The organism is Bacillota bacterium (genome assembly GCA_009711825.1).
Classification (GTDB): Bacteria; Bacillota; Proteinivoracia; order UBA4975; family VEMY01; genus VEMY01.
The window spans coordinates 1-25,205 of record VEMY01000022.1; the positions used below are offsets into that span (position 1 = coordinate 1).

General features: G+C 48.6%; 26 protein-coding genes and 1 pseudogene. 22 read left to right on the plus strand and 5 right to left on the minus strand.

All coding sequences use genetic code 11. The features are described 5' to 3' along the window. Positions 1-251 precede the first annotated feature (251 nt). The 4 genes from FH749_08355 to FH749_08370 all read left to right on the plus strand — a co-directional run bounded on the left by FH749_08355 (position 252) and on the right by FH749_08370 (position 2,113). Positions 252-926 carry a DUF2812 domain-containing protein gene (locus tag FH749_08355; GenBank protein ID MTI95488.1) on the plus strand — a complete coding sequence of 225 codons (675 nt, stop codon included), beginning with the start codon at positions 252-254 and terminating at the stop codon, positions 924-926. Between the two features lie 25 nt (positions 927-951). Then, a complete protein-coding gene (locus FH749_08360) occupies positions 952-1,341 on the plus strand; it encodes a hypothetical protein (protein ID MTI95489.1) in 390 nt (129 codons plus the stop codon). Between the two features lie 72 nt (positions 1,342-1,413). Beyond that, positions 1,414-1,614 (plus strand): hypothetical protein, encoded by a 201-nt coding sequence (locus tag FH749_08365; GenBank protein ID MTI95490.1) that lies wholly within the window; start codon positions 1,414-1,416, stop codon positions 1,612-1,614. 181 nt (positions 1,615-1,795) lie between these two features. Beyond that, entirely contained in the window at positions 1,796-2,113 is a 318-nt protein-coding gene (locus FH749_08370) for a hypothetical protein (protein MTI95491.1), read from the plus strand. A gap of 113 nt (positions 2,114-2,226) precedes the next feature. Here FH749_08370 and FH749_08375 read toward each other — a convergent pair whose 3' ends face one another. Beyond that, the gene (locus FH749_08375; GenBank protein MTI95492.1) at positions 2,227-3,858 is read right to left on the minus strand and encodes a M20/M25/M40 family metallo-hydrolase; all 1,632 of its coding nucleotides are present in this window, start codon (positions 3,856-3,858) and stop codon (positions 2,227-2,229) included. 199 nt (positions 3,859-4,057) lie between these two features. Continuing rightward, on the minus strand, positions 4,058-4,315 hold the full coding sequence (locus FH749_08380) for a DUF1801 domain-containing protein (protein MTI95493.1): 258 nt from the start codon (positions 4,313-4,315) through the stop codon (positions 4,058-4,060). Between FH749_08380 and FH749_08385 the strand changes: the two genes are divergently transcribed. The 10 genes from FH749_08385 (at position 4,284) to arsB (ending at position 12,551) form a co-directional block, all read left to right on the plus strand. Continuing rightward, a complete protein-coding gene (locus FH749_08385) occupies positions 4,284-4,379 on the plus strand; it encodes a TetR/AcrR family transcriptional regulator (protein ID MTI95494.1) in 96 nt (31 codons plus the stop codon). The genes FH749_08380 and FH749_08385 overlap by 32 nt on opposite strands. A gap of 101 nt (positions 4,380-4,480) precedes the next feature. Beyond that, positions 4,481-5,947, plus strand: coding sequence for an ABC transporter permease (locus FH749_08390; GenBank protein ID MTI95495.1), 1,467 nt, complete (start codon positions 4,481-4,483; stop codon positions 5,945-5,947). 319 nt (positions 5,948-6,266) lie between these two features. Further along, positions 6,267-7,172 (plus strand): hypothetical protein, encoded by a 906-nt coding sequence (locus tag FH749_08395; GenBank protein ID MTI95496.1) that lies wholly within the window; start codon positions 6,267-6,269, stop codon positions 7,170-7,172. A gap of 32 nt (positions 7,173-7,204) precedes the next feature. Beyond that, a complete protein-coding gene (locus FH749_08400) occupies positions 7,205-7,777 on the plus strand; it encodes a GNAT family N-acetyltransferase (protein ID MTI95497.1) in 573 nt (190 codons plus the stop codon). Between the two features lie 143 nt (positions 7,778-7,920). Further along, a complete protein-coding gene (locus FH749_08405) occupies positions 7,921-8,283 on the plus strand; it encodes a winged helix-turn-helix transcriptional regulator (GenBank protein ID MTI95498.1) in 363 nt (120 codons plus the stop codon). Between the two features lie 26 nt (positions 8,284-8,309). After that, positions 8,310-8,900 (plus strand): arsenite efflux transporter metallochaperone ArsD, encoded by a 591-nt coding sequence (gene arsD, locus FH749_08410; GenBank protein MTI95499.1) that lies wholly within the window; start codon positions 8,310-8,312, stop codon positions 8,898-8,900. Between the two features lie 42 nt (positions 8,901-8,942). Beyond that, positions 8,943-10,712 carry an arsenical pump-driving ATPase gene (gene arsA, locus FH749_08415; protein MTI95500.1) on the plus strand — a complete coding sequence of 590 codons (1,770 nt, stop codon included), beginning with the start codon at positions 8,943-8,945 and terminating at the stop codon, positions 10,710-10,712. A gap of 4 nt (positions 10,713-10,716) precedes the next feature. Beyond that, complete coding sequence (locus tag FH749_08420; GenBank protein ID MTI95501.1) at positions 10,717-10,917, plus strand: zinc ribbon domain-containing protein; 201 nt, start codon at positions 10,717-10,719, stop codon at positions 10,915-10,917. Between the two features lie 75 nt (positions 10,918-10,992). Next, on the plus strand, positions 10,993-11,415 hold the full coding sequence (arsC, locus tag FH749_08425; GenBank protein ID MTI95502.1) for an arsenate reductase (thioredoxin): 423 nt from the start codon (positions 10,993-10,995) through the stop codon (positions 11,413-11,415). 59 nt (positions 11,416-11,474) lie between these two features. Next, complete coding sequence (gene arsB, locus FH749_08430) at positions 11,475-12,551, plus strand: ACR3 family arsenite efflux transporter (protein MTI95503.1); 1,077 nt, start codon at positions 11,475-11,477, stop codon at positions 12,549-12,551. Between the two features lie 76 nt (positions 12,552-12,627). Here arsB and FH749_08435 read toward each other — a convergent pair whose 3' ends face one another. Further along, a complete protein-coding gene (locus tag FH749_08435) occupies positions 12,628-14,577 on the minus strand; it encodes a TetM/TetW/TetO/TetS family tetracycline resistance ribosomal protection protein (GenBank protein ID MTI95504.1) in 1,950 nt (649 codons plus the stop codon). A 445-nt stretch (positions 14,578-15,022) separates the two neighbouring features. Between FH749_08435 and FH749_08440 the strand changes: the two genes are divergently transcribed. The 5 genes from FH749_08440 (at position 15,023) to FH749_08460 (ending at position 18,979) form a co-directional block, all read left to right on the plus strand. Beyond that, on the plus strand, positions 15,023-15,724 hold the full coding sequence (locus tag FH749_08440; protein ID MTI95505.1) for an ABC transporter ATP-binding protein: 702 nt from the start codon (positions 15,023-15,025) through the stop codon (positions 15,722-15,724). Beyond that, positions 15,712-17,115, plus strand: coding sequence for an ABC transporter permease (locus FH749_08445; protein ID MTI95506.1), 1,404 nt, complete (start codon positions 15,712-15,714; stop codon positions 17,113-17,115). Before FH749_08440 ends, FH749_08445 begins: the two co-directional genes overlap by 13 nt. Before the next feature lie 10 nt (positions 17,116-17,125). Next, positions 17,126-17,569 (plus strand): hypothetical protein, encoded by a 444-nt coding sequence (locus FH749_08450; GenBank protein MTI95507.1) that lies wholly within the window; start codon positions 17,126-17,128, stop codon positions 17,567-17,569. 347 nt (positions 17,570-17,916) lie between these two features. Beyond that, the gene (locus FH749_08455) at positions 17,917-18,258 is read left to right on the plus strand and encodes a PadR family transcriptional regulator (protein MTI95508.1); all 342 of its coding nucleotides are present in this window, start codon (positions 17,917-17,919) and stop codon (positions 18,256-18,258) included. A 1-nt stretch (position 18,259) separates the two neighbouring features. After that, positions 18,260-18,979 carry a hypothetical protein gene (locus FH749_08460; GenBank protein ID MTI95509.1) on the plus strand — a complete coding sequence of 240 codons (720 nt, stop codon included), beginning with the start codon at positions 18,260-18,262 and terminating at the stop codon, positions 18,977-18,979. Positions 18,980-19,034: 55 nt separating this feature from the next. On the opposite strand, the gene FH749_08465 is transcribed toward FH749_08460, so the two are convergent. Then, on the minus strand, positions 19,035-19,754 hold the full coding sequence (locus tag FH749_08465) for a hypothetical protein (GenBank protein MTI95510.1): 720 nt from the start codon (positions 19,752-19,754) through the stop codon (positions 19,035-19,037). Between the two features lie 194 nt (positions 19,755-19,948). Here FH749_08465 and FH749_08470 point away from each other — a divergent pair, with 194 nt between their 5' ends. Further along, on the plus strand, positions 19,949-21,070 hold the full coding sequence (locus tag FH749_08470; protein ID MTI95511.1) for a M50 family metallopeptidase: 1,122 nt from the start codon (positions 19,949-19,951) through the stop codon (positions 21,068-21,070). A gap of 153 nt (positions 21,071-21,223) precedes the next feature. Next, a pseudogene (locus FH749_08475) lies at positions 21,224-22,131 on the plus strand (AraC family transcriptional regulator). Between the two features lie 207 nt (positions 22,132-22,338). Here FH749_08475 and FH749_08480 read toward each other — a convergent pair. After that, positions 22,339-23,466, minus strand: coding sequence for a DUF3798 domain-containing protein (locus tag FH749_08480; GenBank protein MTI95512.1), 1,128 nt, complete (start codon positions 23,464-23,466; stop codon positions 22,339-22,341). Between the two features lie 697 nt (positions 23,467-24,163). Between FH749_08480 and FH749_08485 the strand changes: the two genes are divergently transcribed. Next, positions 24,164-24,895 (plus strand): AraC family transcriptional regulator, encoded by a 732-nt coding sequence (locus tag FH749_08485; protein ID MTI95513.1) that lies wholly within the window; start codon positions 24,164-24,166, stop codon positions 24,893-24,895. Positions 24,896-25,205 lie beyond the last annotated feature (310 nt).

The window sequence follows — 25,205 nt, forward strand, 5'->3', positions numbered from 1 at the left end:
GATTATTTGGTAACATGGTAGTGCAAGGACACCCTTTCGCTGGTTGTTGGGGTTTAGCACTTCCATTTTACCAGCAAGGGGTGTTTTTGTACACCTTTGAGGCCAATAAAGTCAGGGGGTTACAGGTGTTTTACACCTGCGAAACTTGAGATTGATTATAAAGCGATTGAAATATACTTAGAGGAGATGGCGGCCGAGGGCTGGATGCTGGATAAAATAGGTACCAGCGGTTCGCCATCGAGCCCCGGCAATTGAAATTTTATATTGATGTTTTTAAAGATGGCGGCGCGTTTGTGCCGGAAAATCACCCCGACGTGGAAGCATATCGCAGAATGTGCGAAGATTCCGGTTGGAATTTTGTTACCTCTCGGTATCATTATCAAATTTTCGCCGCTGCTGCAGATGAAAGCCCGACCCCGATCCATACCGACCTCCAATTACAGCAGCGACTCGTAGAAACCGTACTGTGGAAGCGGGAGTTTATCAGTATTTTGGTATCATTCATTATGCTAATCGCAGTTAGTTATTGGATTCTGACCTCAGTCAGTTACACAAGCCTGTTATTTTTTACAGGGGTGCTTACATTACTAATCCCTGGTTTCGGTATCTACCTATTTATATTAGCGACGTATCTCTTTTATAAAATGCTCAGGGCCAAACGCAAGATAGCCAGCGGGCAGTCAATGGAGTTTCCGTCTTTAAAGGATGCCAGACGCAGGGTCAGGGCTCTTTTTATCCCGACAGGCGTATTCTTAGTTTTCTTATTCGCATCAATTGTTGCCGACGCCTTCTTCGCTCCCTTTAATATCGCCTTGGTGTTCCTGCCACCCCCAGAGCAAGGTGTATGCGTTAACGGCAATTCTAGTTGTGGTGGTCGTTTTTCACATTACATCGTCTTCGCTGTTTTCGGCTATCCTGAGCTTTAAATCAGCTAATCTTGAGGACTACCAGGTGCTAACCCTGGAAACTTTGACAGGCGTACAAGGGGAGGAAGAACACCTCTCCTTCTATACCGGCAGGAGCCTAGTGGTGCCCCTGCATTACGATTATTATGAAGGCCGTGACGTTGGCGGAGATAAAGAGAGAATAATAGTTAGGACATACCAGACGATCCACCCGGTTTTTGCCGGAATAATCTTTAACGGAATCGCTGAAAAAAACCGCCGTCAAGGCCTGACAAATAATGTTGACTTGGATTTATGGAACGCTGACCGCCTCCTGACAACCGAGGACATGGGCACAATTTTGTTGCAAAAAGGCAACCGTGTTTTATACATTGAGGGTAATCTGGATTTTGGTAGTGAACAGATTAGAAGGAACTTACACCAATTTCTCGATTGAGAGCAACAAGGGACCTGTCCCCCGGTCCTCAAAGGTGTTTTCGTCTGTGTTGGTTCTGAGGGGCTTGGGTTTATGGGCGCATATGAATGTTTTAAGGCTGCCCAGCTTCATCTTGGCCAAACCATCGACGCGGAAACCGAGGACACCGGGATTTACGCATTCACAATTGGGCCGGGGATGGTGCCAACCGCCACAGCAATTAAGGGTGTGATCTGGCCAGGTTTACAGGTAGATCCGCACCGGAAATGCATGCAATCGTTAAAGAATATATGATATCCGTGGAAGAAGCAGGCGCGGGATTTGCCGCTGCTATCTGCCTAGCCGAAAAATTCCAGGGCCAGGAAATCAGTAGCAAACAAGCCCTAATCGCCGCAGGTATCGATATTGGGCAAAAAAAGCCGGTATCTCGCTCGATAAGCAAGAAATCCAGCAAGCATTGGAATTATGTCGCCAGGTGCGGACGACCCTTAACGAACAGGCTCAGGGTTGGCAGCAGCGCTCCGTCTTTGAACGCCAATGGATGTTTCGGGAGTTCAAGAAATACTCCACAATGACTACAGAACAGTGGTTAGAGACTTTAATCAGGCTTGAGCAGGAGGATATCGAAGGTATCGACATTCCATTGGAAAAGTTGGCCCAGTTTTATACGCATCTTCAAGATTTGGCCCGCGGTTACACTAAGGATTCCGAAGAGCTGGAGCAAAATCTGGCAACTATTCAGGGGTGGATAGAAGCAGTGAACAATCTAAACCAGGTTTTGACGGCCAAGTAGCACGGGTCAGGTATCAATAGATACTAACTCCCTAACTTTAACGCTTGCGTTTTTGACCAGACGCACTCAAAAAGCACACTTCTGCAGTGTGCTTTTTTCAATGGGTCAGTGTTCTAGGTCTCAAGATACTGATTTATCAGGTGTTCAATTATTGCCGGTATGCGCTCATAGACATCCTCGGTCAGGACCCGTTCCGTGACTTTATGCAGATCTTTGCCCCAGGGCCCGATATTAACCACCGGCATATTCAGGGTCTTCAGTTTGTCAAAGGGGATGTGATAAACCGTATCCCAACCGGGGCTGTTGGCCCTGATTAGTTCCACATCCTCGTTGTTGCCGGCCCAGGAGGCATAGGACAAATCCGACATGCCCATGAAAAATGCCTGGGACTCAAAGGTTAGGTTATATTTTTCCTCCGCGAACCTGTTGATGGTGTCTACCAGGGAAAGCGGAGGTTTCTTCTCAATATACTGATTGTTGACATGGGGGTAATAGGGGCCGGAGAGGGCAATCACTATTGCCGGCCCTTCCATATCAAGCCACTCGGTGACGAATTCAATCATGCGGGTCGTTGCTTCCGGCAGCGTAATCTTATTGCCCCGCACAAGCTCTGCCAATTTGGCCAGGAACAAGTCATAGGCTTCAGAAAACAACCCGGTGTCGTTTTCCAGGGCCAGATTATAGATCATCTCAAACGTATAGACTCTCGGTTCAAAGGACACATCATCTGGCTCCTGTCCCGTCAGGTTGCAGTAATTCTCATAAGCGTCCTGGAAATGAATCAGCGTATCCCGTAGCGTGCGCCGGGACAGGGAATAGAGCTTTTTGACAATATCCTGGGGTGAGCGGGTAAAGGTCAGCCAGTTGAAATAGCCTGTGGCAGCTTCGGGGATTGAAGCGTCATAGGCTTTTTTTCTGTCCTTCAGGTTCACCCAAACCGGGGGCGGGGTGGCCTCCCGGTTGTGCACATCACAGAGGTCCACATTGAGCTCAGTCTTCTTTTGCAGATCCGCCAAAACCAGAGAGGGGTTAAAGCCATCGAAGGGTTCAGCGATATGACTCTTCACGCCTTTTACATACAGGACCGGCATGATTTTCCCCACCGAACCTTCATAAAATATCGCCTTGCCCGTGCTTTGATTAAAATAGGGCTCGCTGTTGATTGCCAGAACATAATCCAGTTGGTATTTGTCCCGCAGGGTAGTTATCAGGGGGATAGCGTTGAGCATTCCCCGGGAAATTGTCTCTTCGTCAGGAACGCTGAGTAGCAGGATATTGCCTGGGAAATCCTCTTGCCGGGAAAAGTGCGCACAGAGGGCCAGTTGAATTGCTGCGCCCGACTTCATATCAGCGCTGCCCCGGCCAAAGGTCCACGCGCCGGATTCAAGATCTCTCCGGGTCTGGCGGGAAAGGGGGCGGTGCCGCAGCGCTTCCTCAAGTTCATCAGGCCGTAGGGCAATATGCTTTAGCTTCCCAAAGTCCTCGATGTCGATGGAATCATGGTGGTGCAACAAAACGAGGGTCTTATCACCGCTACCCTTGACCAGGGCCCAGACCACATTCCTATGATATGGATCATCGGCCAGGGGATGCATGCCGCAGAGGTCGCTGTGTTCATAGAAGTAGGGCTGCTCTTTAAGCCAAGTTAGAATCTGTTCCTCAATATATGTCTCTCGTGGGCTGTTGGTATCGCTTTGGGTCGCCAGTAAGCGCAGGAATAAGGGACGGATTATTTCTTCATACATCTAACGCCCACCTCACAAATAAAAGTTTAGCCATCCCAAACATAGGCCTAATTAGATACTACCACAGATTGCTTCTGTTACCTTCACTCTATGCAAAATCGTATTCCGCCAATTCCGCATGACGAAGAAAACAGGGCTATCCCTGCTTCTAGTTAAACCAGCTTACGAATCTCGATGAAAAGGTTGTTCTTGCTCACTGCTATTCTCCAGAAATGTTTAGCTTAACAGCTGTTGCTATCAGCTCTTTAATCAGTTCCTCGTTAATTTCGTTCAGGCCCTTAATCTTAAGATGCCGCATCTTGTCGCCGCTTCCTTCAAGCAGTTTGCTGGGGTCAGCCATTTCTGAGCCACGGAAAAAGCCAAGATTAACATGGGTTTTGAAAGCCTTAAAATAACAGAGCAGTGAACAAGCCTCCACCAATCGGATTGTTAAGGAAGCTAGCATCGGCGAGGGCATGCTTTTTTACTACTTCGGGAGTAAAAAGGAGCTCTTTCATTACTTAATCGAATATAGTTTATAGTTTCTAGATGATCAATATCTTCCCCGGCTTGATGAGGATGAGCCGGACTTCATCGAGAAAAGCAAACAGTTTGCCCAGGTAAAAATGCAGTCTTACACTGAATGACGACAGGGGAAAGCCAGGCAATGGCGGAAACCATGGATAATCCGGCAGTTATTGCGATGATTGGCCCTGCCTATGGTGCGGATAATTACACAACCGGTCCAATGATGGCACATCAAATGTTACTTTTTACTGCCCTTGCGGTTGCGGTAATGAGCATAATGCTTGTCACCAGACACACACGGGGCGATGAAGAGGACGGGCGCATTGAAATGTTCCGATCCTTGCCCGTAGGACGACTGTCAAACCTTAGCGCAACGATGCTGGTTGCAGTGGGAGTAAATCTGGGTATGGCGCTGATTTTTGGTTTTGGCCTGCATGCAATGGGCATGGACGGCGCCGACCTTGGTGGATCGCTGCTTTATGGCGCAGTCTTGGGTGCTGTCGGAATCATTTTTGCCGCGATTACTGCATTCTTTGCTCAGCTTACCGAGTCATCCCGCGGTGCCATGGGCTACTCCTTTGCCACCTTGGGTGTGTTGTATTTGATTCGGGCGGTTGGCGATGTGAGCAGCGAAGCCCTGGCCTGGTTCTCGCCCCTGGGCTGGGTGCTGCGAGCGCAAGTGTATGTAAATGATTACTGGTGGCCGATTCTACTGACTGTGGCAGCTGCCATGATAATTACGGCTTTTGCTCTGCACTTGAATTCAATTCGAGATTTGGACGCCGGATTTATTGCTGCAAAACCAGGCAGGAAAAGTGCATCCCGCTACCTGCAAAGCCCGCTGGGGCTGGCCGCACGGCTATTGCGTACAGTAAGCATTGGCTGGGCTGTTACGCTCTTTGTGTTCGGTGCCGCTTACGGCTCGGTATTCGGAGATATGCAGAGCTACTACGACGCCAATGAGCTAATCCAGCAAATGTTACCGCCACTTGAGGGATTTACGATTACCGAGCAGTTTATGACTTTGCTGATGGTAGTCCTTGCCTTCACGGCGGCAATTCCATCGCTGTTGGTCATTTTCAGACTGAAGGGAGAAGAGAACAAAAACCGCACCGAGCATATTTATGCCCGGGCCGTGTCCCGTTCCCGTTTGCTGGGTAGCTACCTGTTTATTTCTGTGGTTCTGGGCGCCGTGATGCTCTTCTTGGCTGCAATTGGTATGTGGTCGGCAGCCGTTGGTGTAATGGAGGATCCGGTAGCTCTTAGCTCATTCATCAATGGCGCCATGGTTTACGTGCCTGCCATATTGGCGATGGTTGGCTTGGCAGTGTTCCTGGTCGGCTTCTTTCCACGCTGGACTTCAATACTCTGGGTCTATCTGGGCTTTGCATTCTTTGCCGGTTATTTTGGCGAATTGTTGAAATTGCCCCAGTGGCTGCTGAATTTATCGGTATTTGAACATGTGCCCCAACTACCGGTCGACGAAATGAACTTCACTGTTCTGGCGGCCCTGACGGTGTTTGCCATTGTATTCACGGGACTTGGCTTTGCGGGCTACAACCGACGCGATATATTTGGGTAACAAGCAAAACATCAGTGGGGTATATACCCTGCTGATGGTTTGCTGCTTTTATTGAGAATATTGCCATCAAAGCGTATTTCTTTGGTAAAATAGTAGCGGGAGGGGATTAATGTGTTGAGCAGGAGGAATTCTGGGATTAAACTAATGCTTCTCGGTATTAACCTGACATTGGTGGGCGGTATTCTCGCTGTCGACCCGCATTCAAGTTTCGGGGGGTTGGAATTCGTGCTGGTACTTGGAGGGTTAATAGTTTCTTTTTTGGGCTTAAGCAGCAAGGATTAATTAAGGGCAGGCGGCTGCCAGATAAGGAGCACAGATCATGAAACTTGATGAAAATATAATACGCACTATTGCTTCTCGCCATGGCTTTAATATCGATGCAGAGGCACTGGACCTCAATAACTCGGGCATGGATTTTGTTACCCTTTTTGCCAGGGCAAAAAAGGATAATAGTAAATGGGTGCTGCGATTTCCCCGACGGCAAGACGTGCTTAAGCGCATGGATTATGAGCGAGATGTTTTGGAATTGGTGAAAGATCAACTCCAAGTTGAGGTTCCAGACTGGCAGGTTGTGACCGATGAAATGGTGGCATACCCGCTGCTCAGTGGAATTCCTGCCGGAACAATTAATCCGGAATTGGGCGACTATGAGTGGTATATTGATTCAAAGTCGCCACCTGAGGCCTATGTTAAATCCGTGGCCGCAACCTTGGCTGAGCTCCATGGCGTTAGGTTTGAAACTGGCGAGCATACCGCTATCCGTGTCGAGGGGCCGGAACAAGTGCGGCAGGCAATGGCCAGGAACATGGACGCGATCCGGGAGCTGCTTGGTGTTTCCGATGCCCGCTGGGCTCGGTGGCAGCGTTGGCTCGCCAATGACGCTCTGTGGCCTCAGCACTCGGTATTTATGCACGGGGATTTCCATCCCGGGCACACCTTGGTTGATGAAACAGGAAAGCTGACCGGTTTAATCGACTGGACGGAGGCGGCTGTAAATGATCCGGCCAAGGACTTCGTAGTGTTCTATGCCGCCTTTGGTGAGGGAACTCTGGATTTTGTCTTGGAGCAGTACCAAGCTGCTGGCGGCCGGGTGTGGCCCGGAATGAAGGAACATATAGTCGAGCGGTGGAATGCTAATCCTGTAGACTACGCTCTGTTCGCGCTGGATACCGGTAAAGAAGAGCACATCGAAGGGGCCAGGGAGTCCCTGGCCTGGACTGACTGAACTCGTTGGGCCTTCAGGGAAAGGAGCAAATAATGGTCAGTTACGCAGTCAAACCGCTTTCGCCGGAGACCTGGGATGATTTCGAGCAGCTGTTTGTAAAACATAAGGGCGTGCGTGGTGGCTGTTGGTGTATGTACCACCGTCTTTCCTCATCGGAGTTTAATAGACTCTCCAAGGAAGAGCGGCGAGAACGTCATAAAGAGTTGACTTTACGGGGTAAGGGCCACGGCCTGCTGGTATATGACGGCCAGACTCCGGTGGCCTGGTGCCATTTTGGCCCCGCGGACGTATTTATTCAGTATGACCGCAGCCGCGCTTACTCTCGGCTTGCCATTGCCCCAGAACACAAACCAGATTGGCGGATCGCTTGCATCTTTGTCGATAAGCATCACCGCAAGCAAGGTCTCTCTGCCTTTACCCTTCATGCAACAATGCAAATGATTCGTGGAAAGGGCGGTGGTGTAATCGAAGCATTTCCACTGCATGTGCCGGGAGTAGAACGACCATCGTATACAGGGTCAATTGCAATGTATGAGCGGGAAGGCTTCGAAGAAGTGTGTCCGCTGGGGGTAAACAAAATTTTAATGCGTCGAATAATGAAGTAGGGGATGCCTTTAAGGCGATCCCCTTTTATATTCTTTTGAACATTACGGGAAGACTAACATAAGACAAATTTATTGACATGTTTTAGGTTGGCGCATATACTGAAAGTATAATTCGTCATGTGGCGAAATATAGGAGGGAAGCAATGAAAGAGACCCTGGCAATCACTAAAGCCCTAGCGGATGAAAACCGGTTGCGGATAATTATGATGGTAAAAAATCAGGAAGCATGCGTGTGTCAAATCGTGGAGGTTTTGGGGTTTGCCCCCTCCACAGTTTCTAAGCACCTGTCCATTTTAAAGGGAGCAGGCTTGATAGACTGTCATAAGCGAGGAAGATGGATATATTATTTTCTGCCTAAAGCTCCCAGTGCAACTGTCAAAGCTGCCCTGGACTGGGTCATGGAATCCTTAGAGGATAGCGAAATAATCATACGAGACAGTTTGCATGGCAAGGTTGTCTGTGAACAGGATCCTGGGCTGTTCGCGAAAATACAGCGAGAGCGTTAAATATATAAAGATGTGGAGTGGTAAATGTGAAGCAAGTTCAAGTATTTGATCCCGCGATGTGTTGTTCGACAGGTGTTTGTGGCCCCAGTGTAGACCCGGAATTAACCAGGATTGCTGCGGCTTTGGAACAATTGAAAAAAAACGGAGTTGAAGTTATACGGCATAATTTGGGGCAGTCCCCACAGGCGTTTGCAGAGAATGCTGAAGTAGGAAAGTTGCTCAAGGAAAAGGGGCCGGAAGTATTACCGATAACCATTGTCGACGGCCAGGTGGTCAAGACAGGTAGTTATCCCACCGATGCGGAGTTAGATAGTTGGTTGGGTGGCGAGGCTGGTTCTACAGATAACTTCTTGTCCGCACAGGTGCGAGAACTGATTGCGATTGGCGCAGCAATTGCCTCTAATTGTGAGCCTTGTTTCAGATATCACTATGATCAGGCTCGAAAGCTAGGCGTCTCTAAGCAAGAGATGATTGAAGCTGTAGAAGTGGCGGATGCTGTTAAGAGGGCCCCCGCTCGAAATATCCTTACGCTTGCTGAACGCTTCCTGGTGGGGCAACCCACTGCTCTGCAGGGTAATGCCGGTTGTTGCGGCTCCGATGAAGAAGGGTGCTGCTAAATTAATACTTGTATGCTAGCTATGATTGAGGAGATGAAATAATTGACCCGACGATTTAAGCCAGATAATTTAGCCTTGACAAGACATCTGTTTTTCACCGGCAAAGGCGGCGTTGGCAAAACGTCGACTGCTTGTGCTACAGCAATCGCCTTGGCCGACATGGGCAAGCGGGTTTTGATTGTGAGCACTGATCCTGCATCCAATTTGGATGATGTCTTTGAGGTTGAGTTAGGAAATGAACCGACAGCCATTCAGGGTGTTGAATGGCTGTATGGCGCTAATCTCGATCCGGAGAAAGCGGCCTCGGACTACCGGGAGAAAGTGGTGGGGCCGTACCGGGGCGTATTGCCAGATGCGGCGGTGGCCCAGATTGAGGAGCAATTGTCCGGGGCTTGCACTGTAGAGATAGCGGCTTTCGACGAATTTACTAATCTTCTGGCTAAACCCGAAGTAACCGCGGAATTTGACCATGTTATATTTGACACTGCGCCGACAGGCCACACCTTGCGTTTACTCCAGCTGCCCAAGGCGTGGAGTGGTTTTCTGGATGAGAACGAGCATGGCGCTTCCTGTTTGGGGCCCCTGTCCGGCCTGGGAGACAAAAAAGACCTGTACGCAAAAACGGTCGCTGCCTTGGCCGACGGTTCTTTAACCACATTAGTTTTGGTTTCACGTCCCGAGAGCTCCTCATTTACAGAGGCCGAGCGGGCCAGTCAGGACTTAAGGGAGTTGGGAGTAGCAAACCAGATTTTGATCGTCAATGGCTTGTTTGAATCCCCCACCCAGGATGCTGTGGCCACTGCCTTGCGACAGCGGCAGGAACAGGCGGTAGCAGCCATGCCTGCTACCTTAAAATCTGTATCAAATTACTCCATTCCCTTGGTTCCGCATAATTTAACCGGTGTCGAACATCTACGCGCCCTTTTTTCTGAGCAGAAGGGTATGGCAAGTGATGTTTCGCAAAGTGTATCGGTGCCGGATCTTCCCGGTCTGTGCCAGCTGGTAGATGAGTTGGCGCCCAAAAAACAGGGTGTAGTCATGACCATGGGAAAAGGCGGGGTAGGCAAAACTACAATTGCCTCTGCACTCGCGGTTGCCTTGGCTGAACGTGGCTTGAAAGTTCATTTGACGACAACAGATCCTGCCGCCCATTTAGCACAAACCCTGGGGGCTGAGCAGGAGAATGGCAATTTGCAGCTAAGCAGGATTGATCCCAAGGCAGAGATTGAGAAATATCGCCAAGAGGTACTGAGCACAGTTGGCCCAACCCTTGACGAAGAGGGGTTGGCCCTGCTCAAGGAAGATTTGGAATCACCGTGTACGGAGGAAATTGCTGTATTTCGAGCCTTTGCTCAGGTAGTGGATGACGCAGAAGGGGCATTTATTGTCCTGGATACAGCGCCCACCGGACATACTTTGCTTCTATTAGATGCGGCGCAAAGTTATCATCGGGAAGTTCAGCGTTCAACCGGCGAGGTACCCGAGTCGGTTAGGAAATTATTGCCGAAATTGCGGAATCCTGACCAAACTCATGTTGTGTTGGTTACGCTACCCGAGGCAACGCCTGTTTTTGAGGCCAGTCGGCTGCAGGGTGATTTGAGGAGGGCCGAAATTGAGCCAGCCTGGTGGGTAATAAACCAAAGCTGGAATGATATCGATACAACCGACCCGATTTTGGTGGGGAGGGCAAAGTCAGAGTATCCCTGGATTACTGAAGTGAAGGATAAGTTAGCCCAAAAGTGTGCTCTCGTTAGATGGCAAATTGAGGAACCTGTCGGATGGCAGAACCTCAAGAAATTAACTGGGAGGTAGGACAATGCCTGCTTATGATTTTAAGTGTCAGGATTGTGAAACAGTTTATGAGGCCCGCGTTCCGATGCAGGAGTTAAACAAGTCAAAGTTGCCCAAGTGTCCGCGATGTCAGTCGACCAATGTAAAGCAAGTCTTTCGCTCGGTGAGCTTTAACCGCGGGCGTTCGCAGCGAGGCGGGTGTTGCGGCCCGTCATGTAATTGTTAGCGTAGTTAAAGGTTGTAGTGACGCGAGCGGTGTTATGCCAAACTAAAAGAAGCAGTAATGAAAGGGGAATTTTTGATGTCCGACAAGACGAAGATTATGTTTCTTTGCACGGGAAACTCATGCCGCAGTCAAATGGCAGAGGGGCTGGCTAGGGAACTGGGCGGCGACCAAGTTGAAGTATACAGCGCTGGTCTGGAAGCCCATGGACTTAATCCCCGGGCCGTCAAGGTTTTGAAAGAAATCGGTGTAGATATTTCGGATAACACATCCGACTTAATTGACCCTAAGTTGCTGGCCGAGATGGACTATGCCATCACTCTGTGTGGCGATGCGGAAGAACGCTGCCCGCTGACACCGCCCACGGTCACTAAGCTGCACTGGCCTTTCCCTGACCCGGCAAAGGCGGAAGGTAGCGAGGAAGAAATTATGGAGCAATTCCGCTCTGTACGCGATGCTATTGCCGCGCGGATACGGGAATTTTTTTCTGAGCTCAAGTAGTTGGTTTTGTTGACTTGGCTCAGTGGAATTATAGCTATAGGTTTATGAGGAGGTTGGTTATGAAAGAACAACAAACAACAGGAGGCATTGGCTTTTTTGAAAGGAATCTCACCATCTGGGTCGCAGCTTGCATAGTTGTCGGCGTTGCCATCGGCTACTATTTGCCGCAAGTTCCAGAAACCTTGGATATGTTTACGTACTATGAGATTTCGCTGCCGATTGCGATCCTAATCTGGATGATGATCTATCCGATGATGCTGAAGATTGATTTCACCAGCATTGTCAGGGCGCTCAAAATGCCAAAAGGTCTTACTGTCACATGTACAGTTAACTGGCTGATTAAGCCCTTTACCATGGCATTCTTTGCATGGCTGTTCTTCTATGTGCTTTTTAGGAACCTGATTGATTCGGCAACAGCAGAAGCTTATTTTTCCGGCGCTGTAATTTTAGGCGCGGCTCCCTGCACAGCGATGGTATTCGTCTGGAGTCATTTAACCAAGGGAAACCCCGCTTATACCTTGGTGCAGGTGTCGGTAAATAACCTTATTCTATTAGTTGCGTTTGCGCCGATCATTGTCTTCCTTTTGGGAGTCTCTGACCTGACAGTTCCATACGGCACAGTGTTCCTCTCGGTATTTTTATTTATCGTTATCCCTTTGGTGGCCGGGTTTATCTCCAGGAATCTGATTATAAAGTCCAAGGGCGAGGATTATTTTGAAAATGTTTTCCTGAAGAAGTTTGATGGCATTACCATGGTTGGATTACTCCTTACCTTGGTCTTAATCTTCACCTTCCAGGGCGATGTGATTATCAATAATCCGCTCCACATCTTGTTGATTGCGATTCCGCTCATCATTCAGACCTTTTTCATTTTTGCCATCGCTTATGGCTGGGCAAAGGCGTGGAAACTGCCCCATAATATTGCTGCACCTGCTTCGATGATTGGCGCCAGCAACTTCTTTGAGCTGGCGGTGGCAGTGGCGATTTCGGTCTTCTCAATCCATTCACCCGCGGTAACCGCCACGGTTGTCGGGGTGCTGGTGGAAGTGCCGGTAATGCTTGCCTTGGTCAAGATAGCTAATAAGACCAGGCATTGGTTCCCGGTTGAAAAACGCGCCAACCAGATTGAAATCTAAAACCACGCTCCCCTGTTGGCTCGGGAGAGCGTGGTTCTTGCATGGGAGCAGAAGAACCGTCCCCATGCTCCCAGGTTTATTGAACAACTTTGTTGAGCTGGAGCATGTATTCGCCGCGGTTGAGGGGGTTGATTTGGCGCCGTTGGTTCTCTGGGAAATCGCCTTGGACAACAACGTAGCCCCCTGGCTTGATTGAAATCATGCCCTGGCCGCGAGTTAAGGAATGGAACTCTGCTTTTAATGCTTCCGATGTCCGCACAGGGATTGTGCCGTCGATATGCACGGCATTATTTTGGTAGTGCGTTCCCAGCAGCGTCCCCTCCAGAGCCGCCAACCTGGACACAACCTTGCTCAGGCTGATTTCAGGGACAAGCAACTGAACGGAATTTACCGGCTCATAGACACAGGTGCCGGCTTTTTGCAATGCCTCCATCAGCACCAGGGGTGTGAGGCTGCGAAAGTCTTTGGCCGTAGAGAGCACGCTGTCGTAACCGGTGTCGGTCAAAGTTACGATGATGTCAGTAACTGCCCAACCGTATAAACCCTCCTGCAGCACTTGCTCGACGCTATCTTTAATTGCCTTTTGGAAGGAGAGGAGCAGGGAGCCCAACTCCGCTTCTAATCTATACTGTAGGCCGGATTCCGCTGGGCCGGGTTCAACCCGCAAGCCGATTGTGGCGCGGAAAGGATTATCGGAATCTGAAATTAACGCCACAGCTTCGCCGCTGGCAACTGGTCTTTCGATGCAGATAACTTTTGGTGGCGAGAAGGACACCCCAAGGCCATATTGTTGTTGTATTGTTTCTGCTAGGATTTCCTGTTGAATTTTGCCAAACACGCGAATTGTCTTTTCCCTGGATTCACCGTCTCTGTAGTATTGCAGGAAAGGATCCTCATCAGTTAAGTCGCTTAAGGCCTGATGAAGGGTGGAATCGTCCTCAGGATTTGGCGTTGAGACTTTGACCTGTATCGGGGGCTTGGGAAAGCGCGTCAGCTTCATTTTTTCGGCAGACGTGCCCAGAATATCACCGACTTTTAATGGCGCCCCAGGGAGAATGGCGATATCTCCTGCCGTTATTTTTTCTACGGGAACAGCTGTGCCTGCTTGCAGGGCCAGCAATCGCTTGAGCTTGAAGGTTTCGGAGTTCCCATCCACGCAAACGGGAATCTCGTCCCGCACCCGGAGCTGTCCCGAATATAAGCGGACATAAACTAGTCTTTGGTCCGCTGCGTTCTTAATTACCTTAAATACCAGGCCCGAGAGTTCGCTAACCTTCGACTCCTCAGAGGTGTGGACGGGGAAGTAGTCCTCCAGGCAGGTTAGCAGTTGCCCGACGCCTTTTCCTTTGGCGGCAGAACCGGCGAACAGGGGAAAGGTTATTGCCGACTTTGCCTGCCGACCTAACTCTGCATGCAACCGCTTGCCAGTGATGGAAATCTCCTTTGTGTAATCCAAGAGCAGGGCGTCGTTCTGCAGGGCCAGGGTTTCAATCCAGCCCAACCCTTTCGGGTCTCCATGGTTTATTGTTACAGAAGGAGAACCCACGTCAAACACTTCATTCATGTCGCAGATGTTCTCAGTAAGCAGTTCTTGAATCATCGCCCGGGTTCGCTGGTAATCGGCGCCCACCCGGTCCAGTTTGTTCATATACAACAGCGTTGGAATGCGATTGTCTTTCAACGCTTGCATCAGCACCCGGGTCTGGGCCTGCACCCCTTCTACCGCAGAGATTACTAGGATCGCCCCATCGAGAACGCTCAGGGAGTGCTCGACTTCGGAGATAAAATCGGCGTGGCCCGGGGTATCAAGCAAGTTAACTTTCAGGTCTCCGACCGTAAACGACACCGCCGCGGCTTTTACGGTAATTCCCCGCCGGCGCTCAATCGCCAGGGAATCGGTTATGGTCGTGCCTTTATCAACCGTGCCGGCCTGTTTGATAATGCCGGCCTGATAGAGAATTTGCTCCGTTAATGTGGTCTTGCCAGCATCAACATGAGCCAACACTCCAATGTTTATTATTTTCACTAATTATTACCCTCTTTAATACCAGTTTCGCTACAGCCGTCAGTTGGTTTTTATTAGTGAAATACCGCATAAATATCAACCTCCGTTTGAATAATGACTATATTTTATCATATCTTATCCCGTTGTGGCGTGCTTGCCTTGCATGTAATAAACTGTTTAAATTATGAAAGCATAAGTATTCACATGCGCTTGCTTTTGGTCTGGGGAAATAAGAAGCTATGAGTTAAAATAATATTCTACCCCTGGCAAACCCATGTTGCTGCAGTTGGTGTTACTAACTAGGGATGGCGCTGATGGCGAAATTGCAATTCACTTGAGCCGCAGTATGTGAACCTAAAAACTCGTGATGGTTAGCAGGAAAATAAACATGCGAACCCGAATTATAAATGATAATAATTTTTAATATGTATAAGTAAATTATATGACAGAGGAGGGATGACAGTAAATGATAAGTTTAAATAACCTTGAAAAGGTCTATCAATCAGTTGAAGGTTCACTGAAAGTTATCGATATCCCCTTTTACGAGATTGAGGAGGGCAGCCAGATTGCATTAGTAGGCCCCAGTGGGTCTGGCAAGACTACTTTCCTCAACCTGATTTCAGGACTGGTAAATCCAACAAAGGGTGAAGTCATCGTTGATGGCGTGCGGGTGGATAAACTGAAGGAGACTGAAAAGGACCGGTTCCGCGCACAAACAATCGGCTACATTTTCCAGAACTTTAATTTGGTCAACAGCCTGTCAGCTATGGAGAATGTCATGTTGCCAATGATGTTCGCTGGCACAGGCAGCAAAAAACAACAGCAGGCAAGAGCGAAGGAACTGCTTGCAGAAGTTAATCTGGATCATCGTCTCAATCATAAGCCAGCAAGCCTGTCCAAGGGAGAACAGCAACGGGTTGCTATCGCCCGGGCCTTGGCCAATAGCGCCAAGATTATTCTTGCCGATGAGCCAACAGGCAATATTGATTACCACACGGGTATCAAGATTTTTACTCTTTTAAAAGACCTGTGCAGCAAAGAGAACATCACCTTGGTTATGGTTACTCACAGCGAAGAATACAAGACCAAGCTCCCGCAAATTGTTGACATCCGGGACATAAATAGGGCAATTACCTACGGTGAGGAGGGGACAGTATGGGAGTCCTAAGGGTTGTTTTCAGTAATCTGGCTAACAGAAAGCTTTCGTCCCTCCTAACAATTGTTTCGGTTTCGGTGGGGGTAGTGCTATTAATCGGAATTCTAATCATCTCTTCCGCCCTGCAGCAGGGGGCTGTGGCCCAGGGCGGTGGCTACGACATTATTGTCGGGGCCAAGGGAAGCGAAAGCCAGTTGGTATTGAGCACTATATTTCATTATGACGTGCCCATCGGCAATATCTGTTATGAGGTTTATGAGAATCTGGCCCAGGATGAGCGAGTGACCAAAGCGGTGCCCCTGGCTCTGGGGGATAATTATGCCAATCACAGAATTATCGGGACCGATCACACTTATTTCATTGATACCGATGAAGACATCAACACTGTGTTGCAGGAAGGGCATTTCTACGAGAAGATCGGCGAAGTTGTTGTCGGGGCCAACCTAGTTAGGGATGGAATTTTGCAAATCGGCGACACTTTCCAGGGGGCCCATGGCATTACCGGCGACGATGACGACCATGACCATAATCTGCTTTATGAAGTTGTCGGTGTTTTGGCGCCACGGCATAGCGCCGATGACCATGCAATCTTTACAATGATAGAAAGTGTTTGGGAAGAGCATCATATCCACGCCACCCATACTCCGTATTATGTGTACAGGGAAGATGGAGATGACGAAGATGAGCCTCATCACGATGAAGATGAAAACCACCACGATGAAGATGGACATCATGGTGAAGATGAGCACCATCACCACGATGAAGATGAGCACCATCATGACGAAGATGAGCATCGCCATGACGACGATGACGAGCACCATCATGACGAAGACGGGCATCATCACCATGACGATGCCCCCGAACTTACAGCGGTTTTGATTACCGGCAAAGACATCGTGGCTCTTTCTTCATTAAAGGCAGAGATTGAAGAAGATTTGCACCATCCGGCACAGGCCGCCTTCGTTGTTGTCGTGCTGAGGCAGCTTCTGAATATCCTGGGGGATGGCGCCACCGTAGCGGAATTTTTGGCCTACATCTCGATAACTATCGCGGCAATCTCAATTCTAATCTCGCTAATGAGCTCCATGACCGAACGCCGTAAAGATGTAGCAGTTATGCGGATGCTGGGTGCTTCCAAGGCGAAAATCCTCACCATCGTTATTTTGGAGGCGGCGGTTATTGCCGGCATCGGTGTTGTAATCGGAACAGCTGGTGGACATCTATTGGCCCATTTTGTTGGTATTCAACTGCAATCGGCAGCTGGGCTTTATGTAGACGCGATGCAATACTGGCCAGGTGAACTGGCCACACTGGCAACTGTTTTGGGCTTGGGTCTACTGTCTGGAATTATTCCAGCACTCTCGGTTTACAAGACCGAGCCGACAAAATTCATTTATAATTAGGAGTGATTAAATGAAACAGAAGCTAGTTATATTCGCTTTATTGGCGCTGCTGTTGACAGCCTGTGCTTCCGGTACTGATTCAGTTGCAACGATTACTTTCCCGGAGCTGTCGGAAAGGGTTGGCGACAGCGATGACTACGATATCTCTGCCAAAGCAGCGGAATTGGACGGCGAGATTGTTGAGATGGTTGGCTATATGTCGCCTTTGAGTCCAATTGATTCCCACTTTTTCTATATGATTCAGGTGCCAGGGGCAGTTTGTCCATTCTGTGACGGTTCGGATGTGGATTTCCTCCAGGTGGTGCAGGTATATGCGCCTGGCGGCAGGACCGTTGACTATGCGACCCACGCTGTCAAGGTTACCGGCGTATTTGAAGTCGGCGAACAAGTAGACGAGGATAATGCCACAAGTATCTTCCGGATCCGGGCAGATAAAATCGAGGAGCATAAATAAGCAAGAATTTGACTTGGCGCAGTCCATGCTGCGCCTTTATTTTTGCAACCTGGAAGATGGCTCGGCGTTGAATCCTTCATCAAGACCGTGTTGCATAAGTTTGGTTTTCACCCAGAGCTTTAAGTTAATACTAATGGCTGCGCCTATTTGGCGTGGCCATTTTTGATTGTAGCAATTGGCGTAACCAAAATGTAAAAATCCTGGAAGTCCCAGAAATAAGGGACTTTGTCGGTCCTTAAAGCAAATTTAATTATACTGTGCTTACAACTACTTGACTTTACAAGCAATTACTTTTACCATATGATTAGTAATACTAAGCATGAGCACTTTGGCCACTGGAGGGTAAAATGGTTGAGATTAGCAGGCAATTGAAAAAAGGTGTCATTGAGACTCTGGTCTTAAAGCTCTTAAGTCAAAATGACATGTATGGATATGAAATTATCCAGGAGCTCGACAAACAGAGCGGAGGGGTTTTTTCCCTTAAAGAAGGGACCCTTTACCCTGTCCTCTACAGGTTGGAAGATAGCAAGTTTATTGAACCTTATTGGCAAGATGTCGGTGGGAAGCGGGGAGTCCCGCGAAAGTACTATCGGGTTACCGAAGCAGGGCTACATGAGTTGGATAGAATCGTCGGCGAGTGGGAAACCCTGAATAATTCGGTGAATAAAATTTTACACGGGGGAAGTTAACATGAGTGAGATGGTAAATTTGTATATTCAGGATGTAATGGCACATTTGATGGTTGATGATGAAATGAAGCGACGGATCGAGAAAGATCTCCAGGCACACATTGCTGAGCTCAGTGAACATGATTCTATTGAACGCGTGTTGGAACGAATGGGGGCACCGGAGGATGTGGCCCGGGAGTTTATGGATTCGATTTATGAGGACAAAAGTGAGGCGATTGAGCTTGTGAAGGAGCGGATGAGGATAGAGGCAGCAGTACAGGGGTATGAATTTAAGTCCAAATCAATGCTGTTTGGCTTGCCCATAATTCACGTTAAGCACAGCGGGCAGGTAAGAAGAGCAGCTGTGGCCAAAGGGATTATTGCCATTGGCGATATCTCCATTGGGGTAATATCAATTGGCGGTATCGCACTGGGCGGAATCAGTATTGGTGGTGTGTCGCTGGGCATACTGGCGCTTGGCGGTCTTGCCCTGGGCGGCCTAGCCCTGGGTGGCTTGGCAGTCGGTCTTGCCGCTTTAGGCGGTGTAGCAATCGGGCAGGTGGCCAAGGGTGGTGTGGCAATTGGCCACTTGGCTGTTGGCGCCAGAGCGATTGGCGAACATACTCTGGAAACAGACAGCGATGTTATCACCCAGGAAACAGTTACAGAGCTGTATAAAGCTGCCTTTCCTCAAATGCAAGATTGGGCGATAAAATTGTTCACCTGGTTTTTCAGGCAATAAAAAATGAAGGCTCAACCGTCATAATTACATGGTTGAGCCTTTGAATTTATAGGATTTAACTGCCAAAATCCAGCCAGCAGGAATGGCCGACGGGGACAAAACCGAGTTTTTGTGCTAGGCCCAGGGATTTCCTGCCTTCCTCGATGTTTACAAATGGAATTTTCCCCTGGGCGCGTTGCTGTTCGATCAGGTTGAGGGTAATTGATAAGGCGTAACCTTTGCCCCGGTGTTCGTCAATTGTGTGTAGAAAGCCCAGGGCCCCGTCTTCATGGATTCCGGCCCAGGATACGGGGTTGCCATTAACATAGATTGCGGCTGTTGGGTGTTGGGCTAGGCAAGTTAGAACATAATGCCTGCCGCGCTCATCTGGATCGCCTTCAAGCCAGTGATGGGCAACAAGTTCCCGGTGCTCAGGGGCAAGGGGGCTAACCGCGTGTTCTGCTTCTGGGAGCGCCACATCGGGATAGAGCACAAACCTTTGGTGGGGGTAGATGCTGGCTTCGCGGTCCCCCTTGATAACCGCTGTCATCCACCCTTCCAGGGATGCGAAGAACAGTTCTTCTTCGCCGAGACTGGCAACTATCTGCTCTAGTTCCCTGTCATCCTGGCAACTGATATAAGTAACTCCACCCTTGGTTCCCACCACCAGGGACTCGCCAAATTGCCGGATTTGGGCATCGGGACGGGCTTCAAGAAAGTTGATGATGGCAATATTTTTGATTGGGTCACGGTTTAGAATGTCCAGGGCCTCCTGGCGGCTAATACTCATTTTCATCTCTCCATTTCAGGTTGAACTACTGCAAATAAAAGTATACAGCAATTATACAATTTGTGCGTATTCTAAATGTGTAAAGCTGACTAGAGGCTGCAAATCTCGCCAGTAGATATGGTAATTAAAGGAGATAGAGGGGTGAGCATAGAAATAAATAGACCACAATTATAAAGTTAGAGACCACGTAAGGAGGGCTTATGGGACAAGAGCAAAATTCTAGCAAAGAGAAAAATCGTGGTCTGCCTTGGCAATTACTCATCGCTCTGCCGGTGGGCGCCATCGCGGGCTTTTATCTGGCCAGTAGATTATCATTTACAGATTTTTTATGGACAGCACTCTTTATCTTCATCGGTTTGTTTGTGAACATAAACATCCATGAAATCGGACACTTTTTGTTTGGACGACTCTCCGGCTACCAGCTAATTTCCTATCGGATCAGCATTTTCGCCTGGAACAAAGAAAACCAACGGATGAAGTTTTCAATCATGAAGAGCAAGGGGTATGGTGGACTTTGCGCCATGATGCCGCCGGAAAAGGAGCTATCGAATTTACAACACGGACTTTTCTATGCCGGTGGATTAATCATGAACTTCCTGACAGGTGGTTTGCTGGTGCTGGCGTCGCTAACGGTCTGGGCCGAATTTTCGCTACTAGCCAATTTCACGCTTACCACCGGCATCGTCGCCATACTCCTGGCGACGTTAAACTTCATGCCATTCGTTTCTGAAAACAATCCCACAGACGGTAAAATAATTTGGAGCCTAATCTTAAAGAAGCCCTTCGCCCGTAAACTGATGGAAATTAACAAAGCAGGCGCCCAGCTTGCGGCGGGTGTACGGCCCCGGGATTTGCAGTTTACCAGGGAAGAGTTGCCAGAGAGCCCTTTGGTTGTGGACTTGATGGCGGTGTTATACGCATATTTTATTGCCCTGGATGCCGACAATCGCGATGATGTTTTGTTTTATGCGGGAATTTTAGAGGACAATATTCATCTGTTTCCGGCACCGATGCTTCCCGGCATCTATTACGAGTTATGCTTCACAGGTTGCGTGTTTAACAACCATTCAATGGCCCGTAGATACCACAGGAAAGCAGGCAAAATCCTGCAGGCGGACAAGGACGTCAATGGGTTGCGGGTGAAGGCCTATTATGAGTTCTATGTAAGTCAAAACCCGGAGGCGGCCATGGGGTATGTGGAAGCTGCCCTGGCTGTGGCCGATAAATTCCCCATCAAGGGGCAGGCGAAAATGGAAGCAGATTTGGTCAGGGAACTGCAGAAGCACATCATTTCTGCTCCTCCTGCACCTGCCGGAAGGTAATGCACTTTACGACACCTGGGGACGGTTCCAGGTGTCGTTAGTTTTAAATAATGATTCGGGAGGAATTCCGATAAAACCGCAATTGTGGAACAAACAGCAAGCCATCAACTTGCTATAATGAATCTGCCGGCAAACAGAAAGGAAAGGTGGTCTATGAATTACAGCGCTGATATAAAGAAAGTTGTTGAATATATCGAGAGCAATCTCAAGGCAGAGCTTTCTCCTGCCAATATAGCTGAACAGGCAGGATACTCAGTGTATCACTTCTGTCGGGTGTTTCAGGCCTGTATGGAAATGCCGATCATGGAATATGTCCGCCGACGGCGCCTATCCCGGGCTGCCATGGAGTTGTTTGCAGGCGGACGCATCCTTGACATCGCCCTTGATTACGGTTTCGAGACACAGAGCGGCTTTGCAAAGGCGTTTCGCAGGGAATTTGGCTACACCCCGACTCAATATGTCGCCCGGCTACGCGCCCTGCGGGGTGGCCCGGACGACCAAAATACAGATAAAAACGGAGGAATATTGATGGACGTCAAGATTATTGAAAAACCCGCCTTCAAGGTGGCGGGCTATGGAATTAAAACAAACATTGCCGAGGGCAAATACACTAAAGACATCGCTGCTTTTTGGGACAGCTTCGATATCGAGGGCTGGGAATGCAAGCTTTATGACCAGCTCCAGCCGCCCAAGCATGGCGAGGTTGGCCTCTCGGTTCCCGACTCCAGGGATGCCAGCTCGCTTACCTATGTTTTGGGAGTGATTGTGGAGAACTTCGATCACGTTACCGAAGATATGGTTACCGTCGAGGTCCCCACAGCAACCTATGCAGTGTTTACCACCCCACCGGTGGACACTTCTAAAGCGGCCGGCCCGGAAGGCATGGACCGGGATTTTCCCCAGGCAATCCGGAAGACTTGGAAGTACATCTTTGAGCAGTGGTTCCGTGATTCTGGATACGAGTATGACCAAGGCAAAATGGACTTCGAATATTACGATGAGCGTTGCCATTCCGCCCCGACACAGTCATGGAAATCTACATTCCAATAAAGAGAAAGTAAGCAAAGGGGCTGTCGCAAAACGTTTAATTATTAACGTAGGGCGATAGCCCTTTTTCCTTTGTTTTTGCCACGATTAAGGCTTTTTCTCCCCAGTTGTGCTCTGTTTTTGGGAATGACAAAACAAGGGAAGGGGCTTCCCCTGTAGATAAATTGTTTCAAGTAGTTAAGCTACCTTGGGAAAATCCAGATGAGCTCCACAGCGTCCGTCTAATAAATCAGATACCCCATTTTCAGCAACAAATAATTTTCATATGTGGTGCCAGTCTCTGGGGCTACATAGTGATTCAAATCTACGTCAACACCTGCATAATCGGCCATCAATTGTTTGAGTATATCAATATCTATTCCTTCCGCGGGAGCTTGCCCGTTAATGCGCATAAACGCGTATTCGGCAAGTGTGTATGTGTACATGTAATAGTCTTGAACCGGCCAATTTGAAAACCTACCAAGCATATCATGCTCAGCCAAATAGGTCCTTGTGGAATCAATGAAATCTTGGGCGTTACCGTCACGAATAACGGTATCAAAAACAACGCGATCAAACCCGTGAAAGGGAGATGGGCAACAGGGCTGTGGGTATATCGCGCCTGTGTTGACCACTTCCTCAATAATCCAAGGCTGCAATTCACAGTGTGTGCCGAAGAAGGCGGTATCTTTCCCATACTCTTCAACCATCCTGGGAATGACTCGCGTGAGAAATTCCCCGGCGCGAGGGTCCAGTGTTGTATGGTCAACAAATTCTATGCCGAGGTCATCACATTTCTGGCTGATCAACGCTCGTCTTTCAAAGAATATCGGAATCATCATCTGGCTTTCGATGGAATAGTGAACAAAAGTTTTCGCTCCTAGCTTATGGGCCTGTTCTACCATTGCGGAACCCATGCCTAGCTCATCCCTTGCTATAATCAAATCGGCCGTTTGCGCTAGTTCATGTTCAATTCCATAATGGATATCGTGTGGCTGACAATAAACAACAAAAATATCTTTTCTTGTCTCACGCAATTTTTCAAAAGCTGCGTTGATGCCTGGAACCGCCGGGTTTACAATGATAGCTTTAACTCCTAAATCTTCGCCTAGCTTATCAACCACTTCGATCCTTTCGGCGATCATTTGCTCCGGATCTTGCCAAGAACTAGGCCAGGTTGCATGTATAACTTTATCTGCGCCGAATTTATCGATGACTGGCTGAACGGTGTGCCATTGGCCGCCCCAGCTCTCGTCCGAGGTAATAATTGCAATTTTAATTTCAGGTTCTGGTCTTGCCCCTTCAGGAGTACAGGACGTTAGAATCAGCACAATAAAAACCAGGACAAAGCCCCATTTTAACTTAGGCATTTGCAATCCCCCCTTGTATGATTAAGATAGGCCAAATCAATAATCAATGGCCCGAGTGATCCTTGAAAATTCATTCTATTGTTCAGAGTTATCCCTGTCGCGTGAGGAAGCCCTCCGGCTAAACATCGTGTATCAGATGTGATATGGGCAATCGCAAGGTTCATGGCTAGGGTTGAAGGAGTTCCCTCAATTCTAAGCCGCATGAATAACATAGACAGAATTCGGCTCGGGGCCTTAACATGCCGCGGATTGTGTCGATGCAAAGATAATGGCATATAATTTCCAGGCATTCTATGCGTGCTGCAGGAGCACTGGGTTGTGGGTTGCAGCCTTTGCTTAATTTTTTTGTTGGAGCTACGTGGAACTATTATTATTAGCATGCTGAAAGCTAAGTTTCTGGAGTTTAATCAAGTCTATATGAAGAAATGCACTATGTCAAGAAAATTAAAAATCTTCTACCCCTATCAACAAAGTGACTGATTTACGTACTGACAGTGAAGTCGAGTATCTGCTTACATTTTAAGCAAAAGGCATTTCCCCGCTAAATGTCTTTTTTAAATTGCTGGATTAATCGGGGTAGCCCATTACAAAACTAGCGCCTGCACCAATCACTGATGCAGGCATTAACCATATATAAAGAGTCTATGGATAATTTTGTGGTCGATTAAGGCTAAGCCTTCTACGAGGAGAGCGCCCAATGCAATCCACAGCCATGTTAAGCCCGCTGCTTCTGCGTCGCAAGCAGGCTGAGGACTTCAATCGTTGGCTGCAAATCCGACTGGAGCTGGCGTTTCGCAGGGAATTTGGCTACACCCCGACTCAATATGTCGCCCGGCTACGCGCCCTGCGGGGTGGCCCGGACGACCAAAATACAGATAAAAACGGAGGAATATTGATGGACGTCAAGATTATTGAAAAACCCGCCTTCAAGGTGGCGGGCTATGGAATTAAAACAAACATTGCCGAGGGCAAATACACTAAAGACATCGCTGCTTTTTGGGACAGCTTCGATATCGAGGGCTGGGAATGCAAGCTTTATGACCAGCTCCAGCCGCCCAAGCATGGCGAGGTTGGCCTCTCGGTTCCCGACTCCAGGGATGCCAGCTCGCTTACCTATGTTTTGGGAGTGATTGTGGAGAACTTCGATCACGTTACCGAAGATATGGTTACCGTCGAGGTCCCCACAGCAACCTATGCAGTGTTTACCACCCCACCGGTGGACACTTCTAAAGCGGCCGGCCCGGAAGGCATGGACCGGGATTTTCCCCAGGCAATCCGGGAGACTTGGAAGTACATCTTTGAGCAGTGGTTCCGTGATTCTGGATACGAGTATGACCAAGGCAAAATGGACTTCGAATATTACGATGAGCGTTGTCATTTCCGCCCCGACACAGTCATGGAGATCTACATTCCAATAAAGAGAAAGTAAGCAAGCAGCCGGCACTGCCGGCTGCTTCGCATTGGTTTAATAACTTTAATAGTAGTAAAGACTGTGAAAGTGCACTTTGGCTGAGCTTAATCGATCACAAGGTATGGTGGGCCTTAATCACGGCTGGAAAGGCAAAGGCCAAAGCTAACTGTTGTGTCATTTATACAACAGTTAAGTTAATTCCTCAAGTTTCGCAGGTGTAAAACACCTGTAAACCCCTGACTTTATTGGCCTCAAAGGTGTACAAAAACACCCCTTGCTGGTAAAATGGAAGTGCTAAACCCCAACAACCAGCGAAAGGGTGTCCTTG

Excerpts from the sequence above, each read along its gene's own strand:
- FH749_08365 (MTI95490.1), top strand. The coding sequence starts at position 1,414 with ATGGGCGCATATGAATGTTTTAAGGCTGCCCAGCTTCATCTTGGCCAA.
- FH749_08375 (MTI95492.1), bottom strand. The coding sequence starts at position 3,858 with ATGTATGAAGAAATAATCCGTCCCTTATTCCTGCGCTTACTGGCGACC.
- FH749_08380 (MTI95493.1), bottom strand. The coding sequence starts at position 4,315 with ATGCCCTCGCCGATGCTAGCTTCCTTAACAATCCGATTGGTGGAGGCT.
- FH749_08390 (MTI95495.1), top strand. The coding sequence starts at position 4,481 with ATGACGACAGGGGAAAGCCAGGCAATGGCGGAAACCATGGATAATCCG.
- FH749_08395 (MTI95496.1), top strand. The coding sequence starts at position 6,267 with ATGAAACTTGATGAAAATATAATACGCACTATTGCTTCTCGCCATGGC.
- FH749_08400 (MTI95497.1), top strand. The coding sequence starts at position 7,205 with ATGGTCAGTTACGCAGTCAAACCGCTTTCGCCGGAGACCTGGGATGAT.
- FH749_08405 (MTI95498.1), top strand. The coding sequence starts at position 7,921 with ATGAAAGAGACCCTGGCAATCACTAAAGCCCTAGCGGATGAAAACCGG.
- FH749_08420 (MTI95501.1), top strand. The coding sequence starts at position 10,717 with ATGCCTGCTTATGATTTTAAGTGTCAGGATTGTGAAACAGTTTATGAG.
- arsC (MTI95502.1), top strand. The coding sequence starts at position 10,993 with ATGTCCGACAAGACGAAGATTATGTTTCTTTGCACGGGAAACTCATGC.
- arsB (MTI95503.1), top strand. The coding sequence starts at position 11,475 with ATGAAAGAACAACAAACAACAGGAGGCATTGGCTTTTTTGAAAGGAAT.
- FH749_08440 (MTI95505.1), top strand. The coding sequence starts at position 15,023 with ATGATAAGTTTAAATAACCTTGAAAAGGTCTATCAATCAGTTGAAGGT.
- FH749_08445 (MTI95506.1), top strand. The coding sequence starts at position 15,712 with ATGGGAGTCCTAAGGGTTGTTTTCAGTAATCTGGCTAACAGAAAGCTT.
- FH749_08450 (MTI95507.1), top strand. The coding sequence starts at position 17,126 with ATGAAACAGAAGCTAGTTATATTCGCTTTATTGGCGCTGCTGTTGACA.
- FH749_08455 (MTI95508.1), top strand. The coding sequence starts at position 17,917 with ATGGTTGAGATTAGCAGGCAATTGAAAAAAGGTGTCATTGAGACTCTG.
- FH749_08460 (MTI95509.1), top strand. The coding sequence starts at position 18,260 with ATGAGTGAGATGGTAAATTTGTATATTCAGGATGTAATGGCACATTTG.
- FH749_08465 (MTI95510.1), bottom strand. The coding sequence starts at position 19,754 with ATGAAAATGAGTATTAGCCGCCAGGAGGCCCTGGACATTCTAAACCGT.
- FH749_08470 (MTI95511.1), top strand. The coding sequence starts at position 19,949 with ATGGGACAAGAGCAAAATTCTAGCAAAGAGAAAAATCGTGGTCTGCCT.
- FH749_08480 (MTI95512.1), bottom strand. The coding sequence starts at position 23,466 with ATGCCTAAGTTAAAATGGGGCTTTGTCCTGGTTTTTATTGTGCTGATT.
- FH749_08485 (MTI95513.1), top strand. The coding sequence starts at position 24,164 with ATGCAATCCACAGCCATGTTAAGCCCGCTGCTTCTGCGTCGCAAGCAG.